We start from the raw sequence: 15,595 nt of genomic DNA, 5'->3' as shown, positions 1-15,595 counted from the left end.
AGGTGTTCTTATAGCGCATAAATGGAGTCATCAATGCTAAGACATTTGAATCATGATGAGGAGCAGCGGATGCATGCGCTCGATAGGCTATTGTTTCACCTGGATACCTCTCAAGATAATGTGCTTAGCCAAATCACTTCGTTGACCAGCAAGATATTGAATATGCCTAGCGCGCTGCTCACCGTCAGTGATACCCATTCATTGCATATCAAAGCCAAACATAACTTTGTGCTCAACGAAATGCGCAAAGTCGGCGCACTCGATCAGTACACCATGCAAACCAACGAATTGCTGGTCTGCAATGATGCGTCACAAGATGAGCGCTTTAAGAACAGCCGAGTCTGTAAAGAATTTCGTGTAAATGGCTCCATCGCTTAACCGGAAATCCGATCTCCATACATCAACATGAATTGGCTCATAGCCGGTTTCCAGTCTCTGATTGGTAGGGTCCATTTAGCCGAGATATTATGCAAGGCTAGGGCTTTGTTGAATAATTTAACCGTTTGATTTACATCTTCTTTAGTTAGAATGCATTTACAGAGAATGTATTTTGTTAGAACGACAAATCAAATAGTTAGCACAATAAAAAGCATTCCGAGAGGAAAAATTAGTCGTTGAAATTTTATAATGCTTATATAAATCAGTATCTTAAATTATTCAACAAAGCCCAAGGCTAGATAGAATAATTTTAGCACCGAGTCATCCGTTGGAAATATTCGTCGAGTTTTCGTTATCTTGCGCAATGAAGCATTTAACGACTCTATCGCGTTGGTGGTGTAGATAACCTTGCGAATCTCCGGCGGAAAATCAAAAATGACGATGAGACGTTCCCAATTATTTCTCCACGATGGGCTGATCGTCGGGAACTGCTCATCCCATTTGGCCGCGAAGGCATCCAGGGCCTCTTCAGCGCCCTCTAGCGTTGCGGAACTATAGATAGTGCGGAGGTCAGCAGCAACGGCTTTACGCTCTTTCCAGCCGACGTAGCGCAGCGAGTTCCGCACCTGATGCACGATGCAGAGCTGTACCCGCGTATGCGGGTAAACAGCTTCAATGGCATCAGGAAAGCCCTTCAGGCCATCGCAGCAGGCGATGAAGATGTCCTGTAGCCCACGATTTTTCAGTTCTGTCATTACAGATAACCAGAACTTGGCCCCCTCGGTTTTGGCTATCCATAGCCCCAGCAGCTCTTTTTCGCCCTGGCCGTTGATGCCTAGAGCCAAGTAAACAGATTTGTTGGTCACGGCTCCGCCGTCCTGGCTTTTGACCACAATACAGTCAAGGTAAACAATGGGATAAAACGCATCCAGCGGCCGTTGCTGCCAGCGCTTAACGTCATCCATCACGGCATTGGTCACTTGAGAAATGAAGCCAGCGGAAACATCGACCCCGTAGACTTCTTTAAAGTGAGCCTGAATATCACGGGTTGATAGCCCTCTGGAATAGAGAGAAATAATGCGGTCATCGAAGCCGTTAAGCTGCTTTTCGTGCTTACCGATTAGTGTCGGCTCGAAGGTATAGCCAAGCGACTTAATTTTGATTACACCATATGGACTGAGAACAAACTCTCTGTATCGCAACCCATCTCTCTTTTTTTGCTTTTTGCTTGTGCCCATTTATGCTCAATTGGGTTAAGATCTGGCGAATATGTAGGCAAATACTCCACCATATACCCTGCATCGATGATGACTTGTTGAATATTATGTTTTTTGTGAAAAGTGGCATTGTCCATCATGATTACACTGTTTTTAGGGAGTACTGGGATAAGGACTTGTGTGACCCAGGCATAGAAAACATCGCTGTTAATATTGATATCAAATAATCCGATAGCAAACAGCGTTGTGCCTAATAAAGCGCCGATAACATTTGTTCTTCCCCTAGCTCCCCAGTTCTTCAGGCCAAAACACCGTTGACCTTTTGGGGAATAGCCGTGAGTCCGTGGCGCATCGTGTGAAAAACCACTTTCATCAATAAAAACAATAGGTTTACCTTCTTTTTCATACTGTTGTTTTTTTTGTTGAAATCCCTGCCGGGCGTTTTCGTCGGCTTTCGGATGACGTAGAGTTTTTTTTATAGGTCAATCCCAGCTTTTTAAGCGCTTGCCAAATGGCCTTCTGACAAACGCCAAAACGCTCTGCACGTTCTTTTTGGTAAGCATCTGGATATTGTTCAACATCTTTTATCAACTCGGATTTATCGATCTTTCGCTGACGCGTGGTCGATGCTTTTGACTCTATTTGATTAATCCAACGCGATACAGAGGCAGGGCCAATCCGAAATTGCTTCGCTGTTTCTCGGATACTCAACCCTTCGTTTTTCCGTGTAGATATCACTTTACGTCTAAAATCAATTGAATAGCTCATTTAAATAATGTAATCAAAATTAAGTCGTTTAGCTATACTGTTGCGGTCGCGCGGAATATCGAGCTCGAGCGCCCCATTTTGGCTACGTACGCTCTTGGATGTCTTGCCATTGCGGGAGTTGCCTGAATTATTACCAGCCGGGTCATGCTTAGCATACCCAAGGTGTATCTCCATCTCAGCTTGAAGAACCCGTTCCGCCAGTCTTTTAGTCAGCTCCTTTAGTAGGCCTGATTCACCCAGAAGCTCCTGAGGGGAGTGGCAATCCTGAAGCAGTTGGTCAATAAGTTCGTTGCTGATAGGCATTTTTTGTCCTCTGAAGGTTTTCCTCAAAATGCCATTTACACAGATCTTTTTACACTCTCGCATAAGCTGAATTATCTGGTGCTGGCGGAGGGGATTGAAGATGAGGAAACGCTCAACTATTTAGGGCAGTACAATTGCGATCAAGGCCAGGGCTATTACTTCTCTCGCCCGTTGGTGGCCGACAATTTTGCACAGTGGTTAGCGTTACATGATGCCAGCATAAAATCGTAATCCGCCGTCGTTTTAGCACCTACGACGTGTATCTATCTCCCAGCACCCGCCGTGCTTGCCACTGCGTATCACTTACATATAGCCAAGCGACATTATTTTGATAACAGCCAGCTATGCTTCTTTGCCGCATATCAGGGCATAGGATGTAATCATTTTTAAGTCGGTTGGCTATAATCCCCTCTGTCCTCAAACAGCGGACAAAAAAAAGCGGGCGTACTGTTTCCTGTTCCGCCCACCTGCCTTTGTACTGCACGGCTTCGCTGCCTTTTACAACACAATATGTTCCATAGCTTGCAGTACCCGTTTATCCGAAATGGGATACGGTGTGCCCAAATGCTGGGCAAAATAGCTGACGCGTAGCTCTTCAATCATCCAGCGGATATTTTTCACGGCGTCATCATCGCGCTGCGCTTCAGGCACTTTGTGCCACCACTGCTGCCAGGTTTGCTGCACCTGATCCACCTTCAGCATTTGCGCCCTGTCGCGGTGAACATCCTGGGCCAATTTTTCCAACCGACGCTCAATCGCCTGTAAGTAGCGCAACACATCGGGTAAACGCTGCCAGCCGATATCCGTGACAAAATCGCGATACACTAAGCCACTCAATTGTGCTTTGATATCGCTTAACGCCAACGCCATCGCCATATCGACCCGACCCTTGAGACGTTTATTGATGGCGAAAACCATGGTCAGGATCTGCTCGACCTGCCTGGCGATATCGACAACGGTGTCACTGAGATCCGCGCGCACCTTTTCATGCAACTGCAAGAACGCGGCTTCCTCCCACACCATGCCCCCCGCTTGTGCCACCAATTTATCAACGCCACAGGCAATACAATCATCGATCAGATCCAGCACTTTGCCGTAGGGGTTGAAATAAAGCCCCAGTTTGGCTTTATTCGGCAGCTCTTCATGCAGGGATTTGATGGGGGATGGGATATTGAGCAATAACAAGCGACGCAGGCCGTGGCGCATCGCGTGCTGTTGCTGTTCCGGCGTATCAAATACCCGGATAGCGACGCTCTCTTTCTCATCCACCAATGCAGGATAAGCCTTCACCGAATAACCGCCGCGCCTCTGCTCATAGCGTTCCGGCAGGGTACCAAAGCTCCAAATATGCAGTCCCTGCTGCTCCAGCCCATCATCGGCAACGGCAGATAAGGTCTGCTGCACTTTCTCTTTAAGCTGGGTTTTCAATGCCGCCAGATCTCTGCCTTCACGCAATGTATGATTTTTCTCATCGATCACGCGAAACGTCATTTTCAGATGATCGGGCACCTGTTCCCATTGCCACTCTTCGCGCGGCACAGTCACACCGGTCATCAAACGCAATTCACGTTCCAGCGATTCCAGCAGTCCCCGCGCTAACGGCGTGGCACGTACGAGAAAGGCTTGTGCGTAGTTCGGTGCTGGCACAAAATTGCGTCGCAACGGCTTAGGCAACGATTTGATTAAGGCAATGATCAGGTCTTCACGCAGGCCGGAAATTTGCCATTCAAATCCGTCTTCATGCACCTGATTGAGAATAGGCAGCGGAATGTGTACGGTGACCCCATCCGCATCGGCACCGGGCTCAAACTGGTAGGATAAACGCAGTTTGATCGCCCCCTGATACCAGAAGTTGGGGTAATCCAACGCACTGACCTTCTCCGCGCCATCTTTAATCAACATGCTCTTTTCAAAGTTGAGCAGATCAGCATCTTCGCGGCTGGCGGCTTTCCACCAGTTATCAAAATGGCGGGCAGAGATAATCTCATGAGGGATGCGCTGATCGTAAAACGCAAACAGCGTGTCGTCATCGACCAGAATATCGCGACGTCGCGATTTGTGCTCAAGATCTTCCACTTCCGCCAGCAGTTTGAGGTTAGAGCGAAAGAAAGCATGACGCGTTTGCCAATCCCCGTCCACCAGCGCATGGCGGATAAACAGTTCACGCGCCAACACCCGATCAATCTGGCTGTAGTTGACCTTACGCGCCGCCACAATCGGCAAGCCGAACAGCGTGACTTTCTCTTGCGCCATCACCACGCCCTGCGCTTTTTCCCAGTGCGGCTGGCTGTAACTGCGCTTAATCAGGTGTTGTGCAACCGGCTCAATCCACTCCGGTTCCAGGCGGGCCGCCATGCGTCCCCACAAGCGACTGGTTTCCACCAGTTCCGCTACCATTACCCATTTAGGCGGCTTCTTAAACAGCGCAGATCCGGGGAACAGCGCAAAGCGTGCATTACGCGCACCAGTAAACTCCTGCTTTTCGACATCTTTTTGACCGATATGGGAAAGCATGCCGGTCAACAGGGCACAGTGTACGCTGAGATAGTCTGCCGGTTCGCTGTTAACCGGTATACCCAGGGTTTTCACCACCTGGCGCAGTTGGGTGTAAATATCCTGCCACTCGCGCACGCGCAGGTAGCTCAAGAAGTCACTGCGGCACTGTTTACGGAATTGGCTGGAAGAGAGCGCCTGTTGCTGCTCACGCAGGTAGTTCCACAGGTTGACCAGCGTGAGGAAATCGGAGGATTTATCGACAAAGCGCCGGTGTTTTTCATCGGACGCCTGCTTTTTGTCCAGTGGACGTTCACGTGGGTCCTGAATCGACAGTGCCGCGGTTATCACCATCACTTCACGCACGCAGCGGGTTTTACTGGCTTCCAGCACCATACGCGCCAGACGCGGATCGATGGGCAATTGCGCCAACTGCTGCCCCGATGGCGTCAACCGATAATGGCCGTTCTCAGCGGTAGCGATCGCCCCGAGCTCTTCCAGCAGACGCACACCGTCCTGAATGTTACGGTTGTCCGGTGCTTCGACAAATGGAAACGCAGCAATATCGCCCAGCCCGAGTGATGTCATCTGCAAAATGACCGAGGCCAGATTGGTACGCAAAATTTCCGGGTCGGTAAATTCAGGACGCGACAAAAAATCGGGTTCCGAATAGAGCCGAATACAAACCCCGGCGGCCACGCGACCGCAGCGACCTTTACGCTGATTGGCTGACGCCTGAGAAATAGCCTCGATCGGCAAGCGCTGCACCTTGGTACGGTAGCTGTAGCGACTGATACGCGCCGTGCCGGGATCAATCACATAACGGATACCCGGCACCGTGAGTGAAGTTTCTGCCACGTTGGTGGCCAGCACAATGCGCCGCCCGGCGTGAGATTGGAAAACACGGTTTTGTTCCTGATTGGATAAGCGCGCATATAGCGGCACCACCTCAGTGTGCGGCAAGTCCAGCTTGTTGAGCGCATCTGCGGTATCACGAATCTCCCGCTCGCCGCTCATAAATACCAGAATATCCCCCGGCCCTTCGCGGCTCAGCTCATCGACGGCATCGAAAATCGCCTGTAGCTGATCGCGATCGCTGTCATCCGCCTCCTCAACCACCGGGCGATAACGCACTTCCACCGGATAGGTACGTCCTGACACTTCCACAATCGGTGCATTGCCAAAATGGCGCGAAAAGCGCTCAGGATTAATGGTTGCTGACGTGATAATCACCTTGAGATCGGGGCGTTTTGGCAACAGTTGGCGCAGGTAGCACAGTATGAAATCGATATTCAGGCTGCGTTCGTGAGCTTCATCGATAATAATGGTGTCATACTGCATCAATAACCGATCTTGCTGAATCTCCGCCAGCAAGATACCGTCGGTCATCAGCTTGACCAGTGAAGTTTCCCCCACCTGATCGTTAAAGCGCACTTTATAGCCGACACAGCCGCCCAGCGGCGTGTCCAATTCGGCCGCGATGCGATCGGCCACGGCACGCGCAGCCAAACGACGCGGTTGGGTATGACCAATCATGCCTCTGACACCGCGTCCCAGTTCCAGACAAATCTTCGACAACTGGGTGGTTTTGCCTGAGCCGGTTTCGCCGGCAACGATCACCACCTGGTGATCGCGCACCGCGCGCAAAATCTCGTCACGCTTCTGACTTACCGGCAGCGCGGGCGGATAACTGATGGCCGGACAACTGGCCCGACGCAGCACAACGCGCGTTTGCGCCGCCGCGATCTCTACAGCGAGTTCCTGCGCAATAGCGGCTTGCGCCTGTGGGTTACGCACTTTCGCCGCCCCCTGTAAACGGCGTTGCAGACGCAACCTGTCGCGCAACATGAGCTCATCCAACTGAGATGACAATGCTGTTAGGGGTGATGTCACAATCCTGTTCCTCAAACGTATATCGCGCAAGCGCTACGCAGGCTGCCTCTGCGCCTGCGTTTTATCTTTCGGCTGGCATGTTATCACATGCCAGCGCAGCTGTTATCACCGCGCCTTTTTTCTTTTGTTCAATAAAATCGAACAATGCCCTCGAAATATTGCACTTTCAACCTGTTGGTACACTGCATAAGATGCTAGTCATCCGGGGGCAATGACAAGACGTACCCCATCCAAACGAGAAAAGGAATGACACAATGAGTAAAGTAGTGGTTCTGAAATCCAGCATTCTGGCAGGGTATTCCCAGTCAAACCAACTGGCGGATCACTTCGTCGCTGAATGGCAAGCCGCGCACCCGAACGATACTCTGACCGTGCGTGACCTTGCCGCCAACCCGATTCCGGTGCTGGATGGTGAACTGGTGGGTGCACGCTTCATTCCCACTCGAAACGCAACAAAACGGTAGAGGCTTATGCCACCAGTAAGTGCGTTAAAAATACCTCATTGGGGGAACGATAGCCCAGCGATTTTCTGCCCCTTGTATTGAGTATGTGTTCGAGTTCGGCAATCTTACGATGACTGACCTGACTGAAGTCTGTTCCCTTTGGGTAAAAACGTCGTATCAGCCCGTTGGTGTGCTCATTCAAGCCCCTCTCCCAGGAATGATAAGGATGGGCAAAGTAGACCTGCGCCCCTGTGATTTGAGTAATTTGCTCGTGCAGAGCGAATTCAGGGCCGTTATCAGCTGTTAGGGTCTTAAACTTGCAAAAGGTATTAGCTTCAATGTCCCTGAAAGCAGCAACCACAGTCTCCGCACGCTTATTAGGCAGTTTGCGAATGATGACGGTTTTCAATGCTTTATCTACGATGGTTAACAAGAATGACTTCTGGTCTTTGCCAAAAATAGTGTCAATTTCGAAGTGGCCAGGCTCCTGTTTAAGCTCGGCTTGAGCTGGGCGATACTCAATACCAACACGGTTGGGAATAGGGCCTGATTTGAGGTTTTCGGCATTGTACCTGTAACGTTTTCCCCGATGAGGAAGTTGCTGATATAGCTCCCCGCCAGCCTGTCTCTCCTGCAGGATATAGCGATATAGCCAAGCGACTTAATTTTGATTACACCATATGGACTGAGAACAAACTCTCTGTATCGCAACCCATCTCTCTTTTTTTGCTTTTTGCTTGTGCCCATTTATGCTCAATTGGGTTAAGATCTGGCGAATATGTAGGCAAATACTCCACCATATACCCTGCATCGATGATGACTTGTTGAATATTATGTTTTTTGTGAAAAGTGGCATTGTCCATCATGATTACACTGTTTTTAGGGAGTACTGGGATAAGGACTTGTGTGACCCAGGCATAGAAAACATCGCTGTTAATATTGATATCAAATAATCCGATAGCAAACAGCGTTGTGCCTAATAAAGCGCCGATAACATTTGTTCTTCCCCTAGCTCCCCAGTTCTTCAGGCCAAAACACCGTTGACCTTTTGGGGAATAGCCGTGAGTCCGTGGGGCATCGTGTGAAAAACCACTTTCATCAATAAAAACAATAGGTTTACCTTCTTTTTCATACTGTTGTTTTTTTTGTTGAAATCCCTGCCGGGCGTTTTCGTCGGCTTTCGGATGACGTAGAGTTTTTTTTATAGGTCAATCCCAGCTTTTTAAGCGCTTGCCAAATGGCCTTCTGACAAACGCCAAAACGCTCTGCACGTTCTTTTTGGTAAGCATCTGGATATTGTTCAACATCTTTTATCAACTCGGATTTATCGATCTTTCGCTGACGCGTGGTCGATGCTTTTGACTCTATTTGATTAATCCAACGCGATACAGAGGCAGGGCCAATCCGAAATTGCTTCGCTGTTTCTCGGATACTCAACCCTTCGTTTTTCCGTGTAGATATCACTTTACGTCTAAAATCAATTGAATAGCTCATTTAAATAATGTAATCAAAATTAAGTCGTTTAGCTATATAGCGTATTCTTGCTGACAGATATACCGAATTCCAGGTGCAAACGGCCACTGATAATTTCAGGTGAAGAGTGAGTGGAAAGCGCCTGCCTGATGAAGTTCTGAATGTGTGGCTCCAACGGGTAAAAAGCATTAAGCGTGTTGCTTAATAGTGAAATAAGGGTGTTTCGGTGATTGAAGTAAATTTTACGCTGTTCTGAGATGGAAATTCCAAAGACCGGCGCTAAGGAGTAAGAAGGTATCATCAATAAAGGGTCTACGATTCCGTAAAATTTGGGTCATGCAACCGAGGCGCTTGATACCCGCGATGGCGTGTTCAACGAGTCTGTAAAGAATTTTGTGTAAATGGCTCCATTGCTTAACCGGAGATTCGTTCTCCATACATCAACATGAATTGGCTCATAGCAGGTTTCCAGTCTCTGATTGGCAAGGTCCATTTAGCAGAGATATTATGCAAGGCTAGATAGAGTAATTTTATCACCGAGTCATCCGTTGGAAATATTCGTCGCGTTTTCGTTATCTTGCGCAATGAAGCATTTAACGACTCTATTGCGTTGGTGGTGTAGATAACCTTGCGGATCTCCGGCGGAAAGTCAAAAATGACGATGAGACGTTCCCAATTATTTCTCCACGACGGGCTGATCGTCGGGAACTGCTCATCCCATTTGGCCGCGAAGGCATCCAGGGCCTCTTCAGCGCCCTCTAGCGTTGCGGAACTATAGATGGTGCGCAGGTCAGCAGCAACCGCCTTACGCTCTTTCCAGCCGACGTAGCGCAGCGAGTTCCGCACCTGATGCACAATGCAGAGCTGTACCCGCGTATGCGGGTAAACAGCTTCAATGGCATCAGGAAAGCCTTTCAGGCCATCGCAGCAGGCGACGAAGATGTCCTTTAGCCCACGATTTTTCAGTTCTGTCATCACAGATAACCAGAACTTGGCCCCCTCAGTTTTGGCTATCCATAGCCCCAGCAGCTCTTTTTCGCCCTGGCCGTTGACGCCGAGGGCCAGATAAACAGACTTGTTGGCCACGGCTCCGCCGTCCTGGCTTTTGACAACAATACAGTCAAGGTAAACAATGGGATAAAGCGCATCCAGCGGCCGTTGCTGCCAGCGCTTAACGTCATCCATCACAGCATTGGTCACTTGAGAAATGAAGCCAGCGGAAACATCGACCCCGTAGACTTCTTTAAAGTGTGCCTGAATATCACGGGTTGATAACCCTCTGGAATAGAGAGAAATAATGCGGTCATCGAAGCCGTTAAGCTGTTTTTCGTTCTTACCGATCAGTGTCGGCTCGAAGGTACTGTTGCGGTCGCGCGGAATATCGAGCTCGAGCGCCCCATTTTGGCTACGTACGCTCTTGGATGTCTTGCCATTGCGGGAGTTGCCTGAATTATTACCAGCCGGGTCATGCTTAGCATACCCAAGGTGTATCTCCATCTCAGCTTCAAGAACCCGTTCCGCCAGTCTTTTAGTCAGCTCCTTGAGTAGGCCTGATTCACCCAGAAGCTCCTGAGGGGAGTGGCAATCCTGAAGCAGTTGGTCAATAAGTTCGTTGCTGATAGGCATTTTTTGTCCTCTGAAGGTTTTCCTCAAAATGCCATTTACACAGATCTTTTTACACTCTCTGTTCAACTGTAATACGGATGCCCGAGATTATTTTATTTTCTTGTTTTTGTTCAGGCGATAAAGGTCTTTTTCGAGTTCCTTTTTTTGGGATTTGTGTATTAGGATGCTGTTTATCTATACCTTGAAAACCGGTATCTGCCCAGATGGTTACCTCAGGAGGAATATGGCGAATTATATCGACTTTATCGAGTAAGCGTTTATCGTGACGGCGCCCATTTTTGCTCATGGGGATAAATCCAATTTGCCTTGTTTCGTCAGTAATAATAAGCCCTTTTCGAGTGGTCTGTCTTTTCTTTCCCGAATACATTTTTTTTCGCCGACGCAGATTCTTAGGCTTTTGGACAGGTCGCTCTGTCCCATCAATAAAGACGTCTTTAACTCCAGGAAAGGCGCGAAAAAATTCCTCAGCAGAGCGAATTTGACGAGCGGGCAAAACACATTCTCGCCCCAAGGTCATCTCTAAAACCGGCAATAATATTTTTACCCAGCGACATACCCGTGTTCTATCTAAACCAAAAAGAAGTCCTTGCAAATCATAGGTCGGATAACATTTTAAATACAATAAAATAAAAAGCAGTTTATCTAATGGGGTTGGGATAAATCCTTTCTGCCCTGCACCCATCTGCCGCTCGTGATCTTTTCGATTCTTTTTCCGATAAATCAAATAACAAGCTGAAAATTCAGCGGCTAAATTTTTCAATTCTTCGACTGATAATCCAATGATTGCTTTACATAAACGATTATCTCGTAACAACCGCTCTTTGTTGATCATTTCAAACCTTTATTCTCTAAGTTAAACCTCTTTTTATTCTCAATAGCCTGACAAAAAATGCAAGTCTCTATTCAGCAACTAGTTTATTGTTTGGCAGAGGCTTATGACGGCGTTCCCGGGCCAGAGTGTCCGCCCTTCTACAGCAGTAGACACCATTGAAAGTAGGGTCGGTATTGCGTCTGAGTTCCCTGCTGATGGTCGAGCGAGGCAGAGCAAGCTCTCTGGCGATGGTAGCTTGGTTGACACCTTCACCACGCCGCTTTTCGATGTAGAACCGTTCTTTCTGAGTCAGATGTTTTCCCTGCATGCAACAGGCTCTCCAGTATGGCCAGAACGGTGATTTTATCCGACTCTGGCAAGTGGGTCACTTTGTTGCGTTTCGAGTGGTAATGGGGCTACTGCGTCCTTCCGATGCGCCGCTGACACCGCGCCAACAAGAAGCACTGGCACTGTCTGATACCCTGATTGCCGAATTGCAGGCGCATGACGTGGTGGTACTGGCTGCACCGAGGTACAACTTCAACATACCAACCCAATTGAAGAACTATTTTGACCTAGTTGCCCGTGCCGGCGTGACGTTCCGCTACACCGAACAGGGTCCGCAAGGCCTGGTGAAAGGCAAGCGCGCTATCGTACTGACCAGCCGTGGCGGCATTCACAAAGGCACTCCGTCTGACCTGTTGGAACCGTACCTGCGTCTGTTCTTGTGCTTTATCGGTATTACCAACGTGGAATTTGTGTTCGCAGAAGGCTACGGCTACGGCCCAGACGTTGCTCAGAAAGCGACCTAAACGGCAAAAGCACAGCTCTCTTCACTGGCGGTTGCATAACCCCAGCGAGCCGCTCCCTGGTGGCGTATACGCCATCAGGACCCAGATTCATCATTACTACCCTGTCTCAATATTGTGTGTTTGGTTAGCCACTGCGCGTCTTTCGACGCGCTTTTTTTTGCTTTCAGTGCCCCTGCGCCGCTGTTGCCGCAGGCGTAGTGACAACCGTCTGCTCTCGGGTTGTGGTTTCCACCCGACTTTCGCCTTCACTCACCGCGTCCGCCGCCGTGTTATTACCGGATTCCAGCAGCCGCGTCGCGTCCTTATCGGCACGAATGGTGATGTCGTGCTCCACCCTGACGTTCATGTTGATAGTGATCGGTGTGGTAGGCGCGGCCACCTCAATGCGCGGCACACAGCCTGCCAGCAGCACCGTCAGTAGGCTTGCCGCTACGTAAGGGGCGCTGGCGGAAGGACGCCGCGGGTGCTCACTGCCTAACTTCCTGACGTTATTCTTGTTCATTGGCTCGTTGCTCTAGTGTGTCCTGCACGGTGCCGCCAAAGCGCAGGCTTTGCCAAAGCTGGCTCAGATCCTGCCAGTGGCGGTAGTTAAGTATGACCGGTTTTTGCATGCTGCGCGTCGAGTTCTTGCCTTCGATATGCGCCAAAAGCGTCATTTCACCTTGTGGCGTCATATCCACAGAGGCATAAGCACGGCTGATTTCCAGATAGCGCAGCCAGTTCACTACGGCACCTTGCGCCATGTTACGTTGCGCCAGTTCATCAGCCAATTGTTGATCAAGACGCAGCGTGAGTGACTTGTCGTTACGCAACTGCCCACGCGTGATCATCTTGTTCGGATTGGTGAAATCCAACGGCAGCACGCCGCTCATTTTTCCTGAAAGGGCAAACTGCTTTATCTTTAGCGCAGTCACCAGCTCACTCAGGTCGACCCCTTCGACGGTAAACAATACCGGATCGCGCAACGGCCAGCGCAGCGCAGATAGACTGACTCGCCCCCCCAGTCCCCCCATCTCCGCCTGGGATAAAATCAGAGGGTGATCCTCACCGAAAGGATAAGCGCCTTGCAATGCAAGATGGATATCCTGCATGGTGAAGACGCTGACCAGTTTGTCGATATGCAGTGTGACGGGGTGCCTGACACCGAATTCCCATCGGTGCTGCGCAAAACGATACGGTAAAACAAAATTGACGCCGCGCACTTCCCCATCCGGCAACCAGGCGCTGCCATTTTTCACCACCCAGTGCCCACCGGCACTGAAGCCCTGCTGGCGAGCGGCTGAAAAGGCCACCTGCGCATAAAATTCCCCCGAACGGACGTTGACGTTCAGTTTCGGTGATAACAGTGGCTGAAACACGGTTAACGGCTGCGCCGCCCACCACCCCATACCGCGCAGACGCTCACCGTCCCAGCGGCCACGCAGCGCTACCGGGCCGATCGCTTCGGCATTAAGATCGCCCTGCCATTGAAAGTTCGATGGGCTGCGGCCCTCAACGCTAAACAGCAGCTGTGAAGGAGGAAGGTATCCACCTTCCCCCAGGTCAACCCGCTGCGAGGTCAGGCGCAATGCGCCGGCAAAATGCGCCTCCCCCACTTTACGCTGCCACTGCAAGGGTGCGGTCAGGGTTAAGCGCGGTTGGTGCGCCAGCACGCGGCCATAGCGCAACTGATCCAACCCGCTGGAGAGTTGCTCAACCGTGATAAGTGAATCTTCCCAGCGTCCTTGCCCGGCAACATCCCACTGGCTTCCGAGCGGCGGCAGCCGCCCTTCTCCCCAATAGCGCCACTGCCAGCGGCCATTGTCCGGCCAGAAATCTTGCGCCTGTCCATCGAGGTGCAGTGCGATGCGCCCCCAGTAGCGATCCTGCGCGCGCACGATTGCCTGTAACCGGCCATTTACGCCGTTGGCATTCAGTCGCAGGCCAGCCAGCGGCCAGCGCGCTTCCTCCAGCACCGTCTGCGCCGAGGGCCGTCCCCAGGCACGCAGTAGCGATCCCGGTAGCAGCGCCAGGGTGGGATTGATAACAGAACCGCGGATCTCGCCGGGAGTGGTAGCACTCAACGAGATATCGGCCAGATTAGCCTGCCCGGTAAGTTGGAAGCGTAAAGCGCTGTCAATCAGTCCCAGTCGGCCAGGTCCCAGCACCAACACCGCGTTTGCCCGGCCGTTATGCCCTTGCGTCAGCATATTCAGACGCGCATCAATGCGCGTTTGCTGCCAGCCATCGCGCCAGTCATGCAGCGTCATTGAGACATTACCGGACAAGGGCTGCGCGGCGTAAGGCCAACGCCAGACGCCGTTTTCAATATCGATACGATCTGGGCTCATTTTCCACGGCAGCGACACCAGCGGCGCGCTGTCATGTTGCGCCTCTAAACGCAGAACGCCGTGCGTTCCCTGCCAGTTAAGCGCCAACGTCAGCGGATCGGGGATACTGCTGCTTTCCATTCGCCCTTGCAACGCGCCACGCAACGGCGGATGCGACACGCTCTCCGCCAGATCGGCCTCACCTCGCAGCACCAGACGAGAAGCGACATCGGGTGCAGAGAACGTCGCACTCTCCAGCGTAAAATGCGCATCTTCCACTTTTGCCGTCAGTGATAACAGTTCACTTTGGTAGCGCAGGGATTGCTGCTGGCGGTCAATCACCAGATGTACCTGCCCGGCATAGCTGTCCCACGGCAAAACCGCCAGGCGGCCGATGTTGATGTCGGCAGCGAACAGGCGCGCTTGCCACTGTGCCAGTAACGCGGGCTCGGCGTCTGCGGCGTCAGTGGAGGACGCGGGCAGGCAGGCGGTGTCTAGTGTAAAGCGGTCAATGTCCACGCGCCAGCGCTGCTGCGCGCGCATAAGCTGGATGTTATCAACATCCAGTAGCACACAGTCCCCCATCGTAATGCGTACGCCCGCCGTACTCACGCCCTGGTGCCAGACAGGGCGCGATTTCAACGTAAAGGAGGCACCTTCAGGCAATACGCTTCTCGCCGCAGCGGTCAGCCACTGAGGTGAGGTATACCAAATTACCAACGCAAGCAGCATCGCGCTCCCTGCGGCAAACAGACACTTTCTCATTACTCATCCGATCGGCAGCAGTTTGTTTCGCCTGTGCAGAACTGTGCACACTTCTTTATTACTAACATTCATTAACCTATTCAGTCATGCTTTGCACCATTCAGCTCACATATTACTTACGAATTAGTGATAAAATGTTTACTTACGCACAAAAGCTGCAATGCTTTAGCACCAAAATAATCGCAGGCTTAAGGCACCTTGATAACCCTAGAAGTGCCAAGGCCACGGGCTACGGCATGCAGGTTACGTTATGCGTTTCTTGTTTTAACCACGCTGTACCCGGAATTTGTATTTAAAGGACTAC

Annotated in this window: 15 protein-coding genes and 5 pseudogenes; 4 read left to right on the top strand and 16 right to left on the bottom strand. The window is 50.8% G+C overall.

All coding sequences use genetic code 11. The features are described 5' to 3' along the window. The first annotated feature begins 21 nt into the window (after window positions 1-21). Entirely contained in the window at window positions 22-378 is a 357-nt protein-coding gene (locus ACQGXV_RS29590; RefSeq protein ID WP_440864035.1) for a hypothetical protein, read from the top strand. 290 nt (window positions 379-668) lie between these two features. On the opposite strand, the pseudogene ACQGXV_RS29585 reads toward ACQGXV_RS29590, so the two are convergent. The 4 genes and pseudogenes from ACQGXV_RS29585 to ACQGXV_RS29570 all read right to left on the bottom strand — a co-directional run. After that, window positions 669-1,562 (bottom strand): annotated as a pseudogene (locus ACQGXV_RS29585) (IS256 family transposase); the annotation flags it as partial. Beyond that, on the bottom strand, window positions 1,541-2,074 hold the full coding sequence (locus ACQGXV_RS29580; RefSeq protein WP_440862665.1) for an IS630 family transposase: 534 nt from the start codon (window positions 2,072-2,074) through the stop codon (window positions 1,541-1,543). The pseudogene ACQGXV_RS29585 and the gene ACQGXV_RS29580, both read right to left, overlap by 22 nt. Beyond that, the gene (locus tag ACQGXV_RS29575) at window positions 1,998-2,363 is read right to left on the bottom strand and encodes an IS630 transposase-related protein (protein WP_440862584.1); all 366 of its coding nucleotides are present in this window, start codon (window positions 2,361-2,363) and stop codon (window positions 1,998-2,000) included. Before ACQGXV_RS29575 ends, ACQGXV_RS29580 begins: the two co-directional genes overlap by 77 nt. A gap of 39 nt (window positions 2,364-2,402) precedes the next feature. Next, window positions 2,403-2,666: pseudogene (locus ACQGXV_RS29570) on the bottom strand (transposase); the annotation flags it as partial. Between the two features lie 3 nt (window positions 2,667-2,669). Here ACQGXV_RS29570 and ACQGXV_RS29565 point away from each other — a divergent pair. Beyond that, a complete protein-coding gene (locus tag ACQGXV_RS29565) occupies window positions 2,670-2,897 on the top strand; it encodes an EAL domain-containing protein (RefSeq protein ID WP_440864034.1) in 228 nt (75 codons plus the stop codon). A 19-nt stretch (window positions 2,898-2,916) separates the two neighbouring features. Here ACQGXV_RS29565 and ACQGXV_RS29560 read toward each other — a convergent pair whose 3' ends face one another. Then, complete coding sequence (locus ACQGXV_RS29560; RefSeq protein WP_440864033.1) at window positions 2,917-3,150, bottom strand: hypothetical protein; 234 nt, start codon at window positions 3,148-3,150, stop codon at window positions 2,917-2,919. Between the two features lie 14 nt (window positions 3,151-3,164). Further along, entirely contained in the window at window positions 3,165-7,052 is a 3,888-nt protein-coding gene (gene hrpA / locus ACQGXV_RS29555; protein ID WP_440864032.1) for an ATP-dependent RNA helicase HrpA, read from the bottom strand. A gap of 254 nt (window positions 7,053-7,306) precedes the next feature. Between hrpA and ACQGXV_RS29550 the strand changes: the two are divergent. Next, a pseudogene (locus ACQGXV_RS29550) lies at window positions 7,307-7,480 on the top strand (NAD(P)H-dependent oxidoreductase); the annotation flags it as partial. 40 nt (window positions 7,481-7,520) lie between these two features. On the opposite strand, the pseudogene ACQGXV_RS29545 reads toward ACQGXV_RS29550, so the two are convergent. The 8 genes and pseudogenes from ACQGXV_RS29545 to ACQGXV_RS29510 all read right to left on the bottom strand — a co-directional run. Continuing rightward, a pseudogene (locus ACQGXV_RS29545) lies at window positions 7,521-8,141 on the bottom strand (IS30 family transposase); the annotation flags it as partial. Between the two features lie 25 nt (window positions 8,142-8,166). Further along, window positions 8,167-8,700, bottom strand: a complete 534-nt coding sequence (locus ACQGXV_RS29540; protein ID WP_440862665.1) for an IS630 family transposase — start codon at window positions 8,698-8,700, stop codon at window positions 8,167-8,169. Continuing rightward, window positions 8,624-8,989, bottom strand: a complete 366-nt coding sequence (locus tag ACQGXV_RS29535) for an IS630 transposase-related protein (protein ID WP_440862584.1) — start codon at window positions 8,987-8,989, stop codon at window positions 8,624-8,626. The genes ACQGXV_RS29540 and ACQGXV_RS29535 overlap by 77 nt, the downstream gene beginning before the upstream one ends. Before the next feature lie 28 nt (window positions 8,990-9,017). After that, complete coding sequence (locus ACQGXV_RS29530; protein WP_440864031.1) at window positions 9,018-9,272, bottom strand: hypothetical protein; 255 nt, start codon at window positions 9,270-9,272, stop codon at window positions 9,018-9,020. Continuing rightward, window positions 9,211-9,405, bottom strand: coding sequence for a hypothetical protein (locus tag ACQGXV_RS29525; RefSeq protein WP_440863855.1), 195 nt, complete (start codon window positions 9,403-9,405; stop codon window positions 9,211-9,213). The genes ACQGXV_RS29530 and ACQGXV_RS29525 overlap by 62 nt, the downstream gene beginning before the upstream one ends. Then, window positions 9,383-10,594, bottom strand: a complete 1,212-nt coding sequence (locus tag ACQGXV_RS29520) for an IS256 family transposase (RefSeq protein WP_440864030.1) — start codon at window positions 10,592-10,594, stop codon at window positions 9,383-9,385. The genes ACQGXV_RS29525 and ACQGXV_RS29520 overlap by 23 nt, the downstream gene beginning before the upstream one ends. Window positions 10,595-10,643: 49 nt before the next feature. After that, window positions 10,644-11,426: a transposase family protein gene (locus tag ACQGXV_RS29515; protein ID WP_440864029.1), complete on the bottom strand. Its 783-nt coding sequence runs from the start codon at window positions 11,424-11,426 to the stop codon at window positions 10,644-10,646. Between the two features lie 67 nt (window positions 11,427-11,493). After that, complete coding sequence (locus tag ACQGXV_RS29510; protein ID WP_440863000.1) at window positions 11,494-11,733, bottom strand: helix-turn-helix domain-containing protein; 240 nt, start codon at window positions 11,731-11,733, stop codon at window positions 11,494-11,496. A 79-nt stretch (window positions 11,734-11,812) separates the two neighbouring features. On the opposite strand from ACQGXV_RS29510, the pseudogene ACQGXV_RS29505 reads away from it, so the two are divergent. Further along, window positions 11,813-12,217 (top strand): annotated as a pseudogene (locus ACQGXV_RS29505) (NAD(P)H-dependent oxidoreductase); the annotation flags it as partial. Window positions 12,218-12,380: 163 nt separating this feature from the next. Here the strand turns inward: ACQGXV_RS29505 and ACQGXV_RS29500 are convergent. Together ACQGXV_RS29500 and ACQGXV_RS29495 are read right to left on the bottom strand one after the other, a co-directional pair. Continuing rightward, a complete protein-coding gene (locus ACQGXV_RS29500) occupies window positions 12,381-12,719 on the bottom strand; it encodes a YnbE family lipoprotein (protein ID WP_440864028.1) in 339 nt (112 codons plus the stop codon). Continuing rightward, window positions 12,706-15,258 (bottom strand): YdbH family protein, encoded by a 2,553-nt coding sequence (locus ACQGXV_RS29495; protein WP_440864027.1) that lies wholly within the window; start codon window positions 15,256-15,258, stop codon window positions 12,706-12,708. The genes ACQGXV_RS29500 and ACQGXV_RS29495 overlap by 14 nt, the downstream gene beginning before the upstream one ends. Window positions 15,259-15,595 lie beyond the last annotated feature (337 nt).

The organism is Symbiopectobacterium purcellii (assembly GCF_052050035.1).
Taxonomy (GTDB): Bacteria; Pseudomonadota; Gammaproteobacteria; order Enterobacterales; family Enterobacteriaceae; genus Symbiopectobacterium; species Symbiopectobacterium purcellii_A.
The sequence above is the reverse complement of the archived record's forward strand: the minus strand, read 5'-3'. Positions and strand labels throughout refer to the sequence as shown.

Coding starts and splice junctions, on each gene's coding strand:
- ACQGXV_RS29590 (WP_440864035.1), top strand. CDS start 22: ATGGAGTCATCAATGCTAAGACATTTGAATCATGATGAGGAGCAGCGG.
- ACQGXV_RS29575 (WP_440862584.1), bottom strand. CDS start 2,363: ATGAGCTATTCAATTGATTTTAGACGTAAAGTGATATCTACACGGAAA.
- ACQGXV_RS29535 (WP_440862584.1), bottom strand. CDS start 8,989: ATGAGCTATTCAATTGATTTTAGACGTAAAGTGATATCTACACGGAAA.
- ACQGXV_RS29525 (WP_440863855.1), bottom strand. CDS start 9,405: ATGGAGAACGAATCTCCGGTTAAGCAATGGAGCCATTTACACAAAATT.
- ACQGXV_RS29520 (WP_440864030.1), bottom strand. CDS start 10,594: ATGCCTATCAGCAACGAACTTATTGACCAACTGCTTCAGGATTGCCAC.
- ACQGXV_RS29515 (WP_440864029.1), bottom strand. CDS start 11,426: ATGATCAACAAAGAGCGGTTGTTACGAGATAATCGTTTATGTAAAGCA.
- ACQGXV_RS29510 (WP_440863000.1), bottom strand. CDS start 11,733: ATGCAGGGAAAACATCTGACTCAGAAAGAACGGTTCTACATCGAAAAG.
- ACQGXV_RS29500 (WP_440864028.1), bottom strand. CDS start 12,719: ATGAACAAGAATAACGTCAGGAAGTTAGGCAGTGAGCACCCGCGGCGT.
- ACQGXV_RS29495 (WP_440864027.1), bottom strand. CDS start 15,258: ATGCTGCTTGCGTTGGTAATTTGGTATACCTCACCTCAGTGGCTGACC.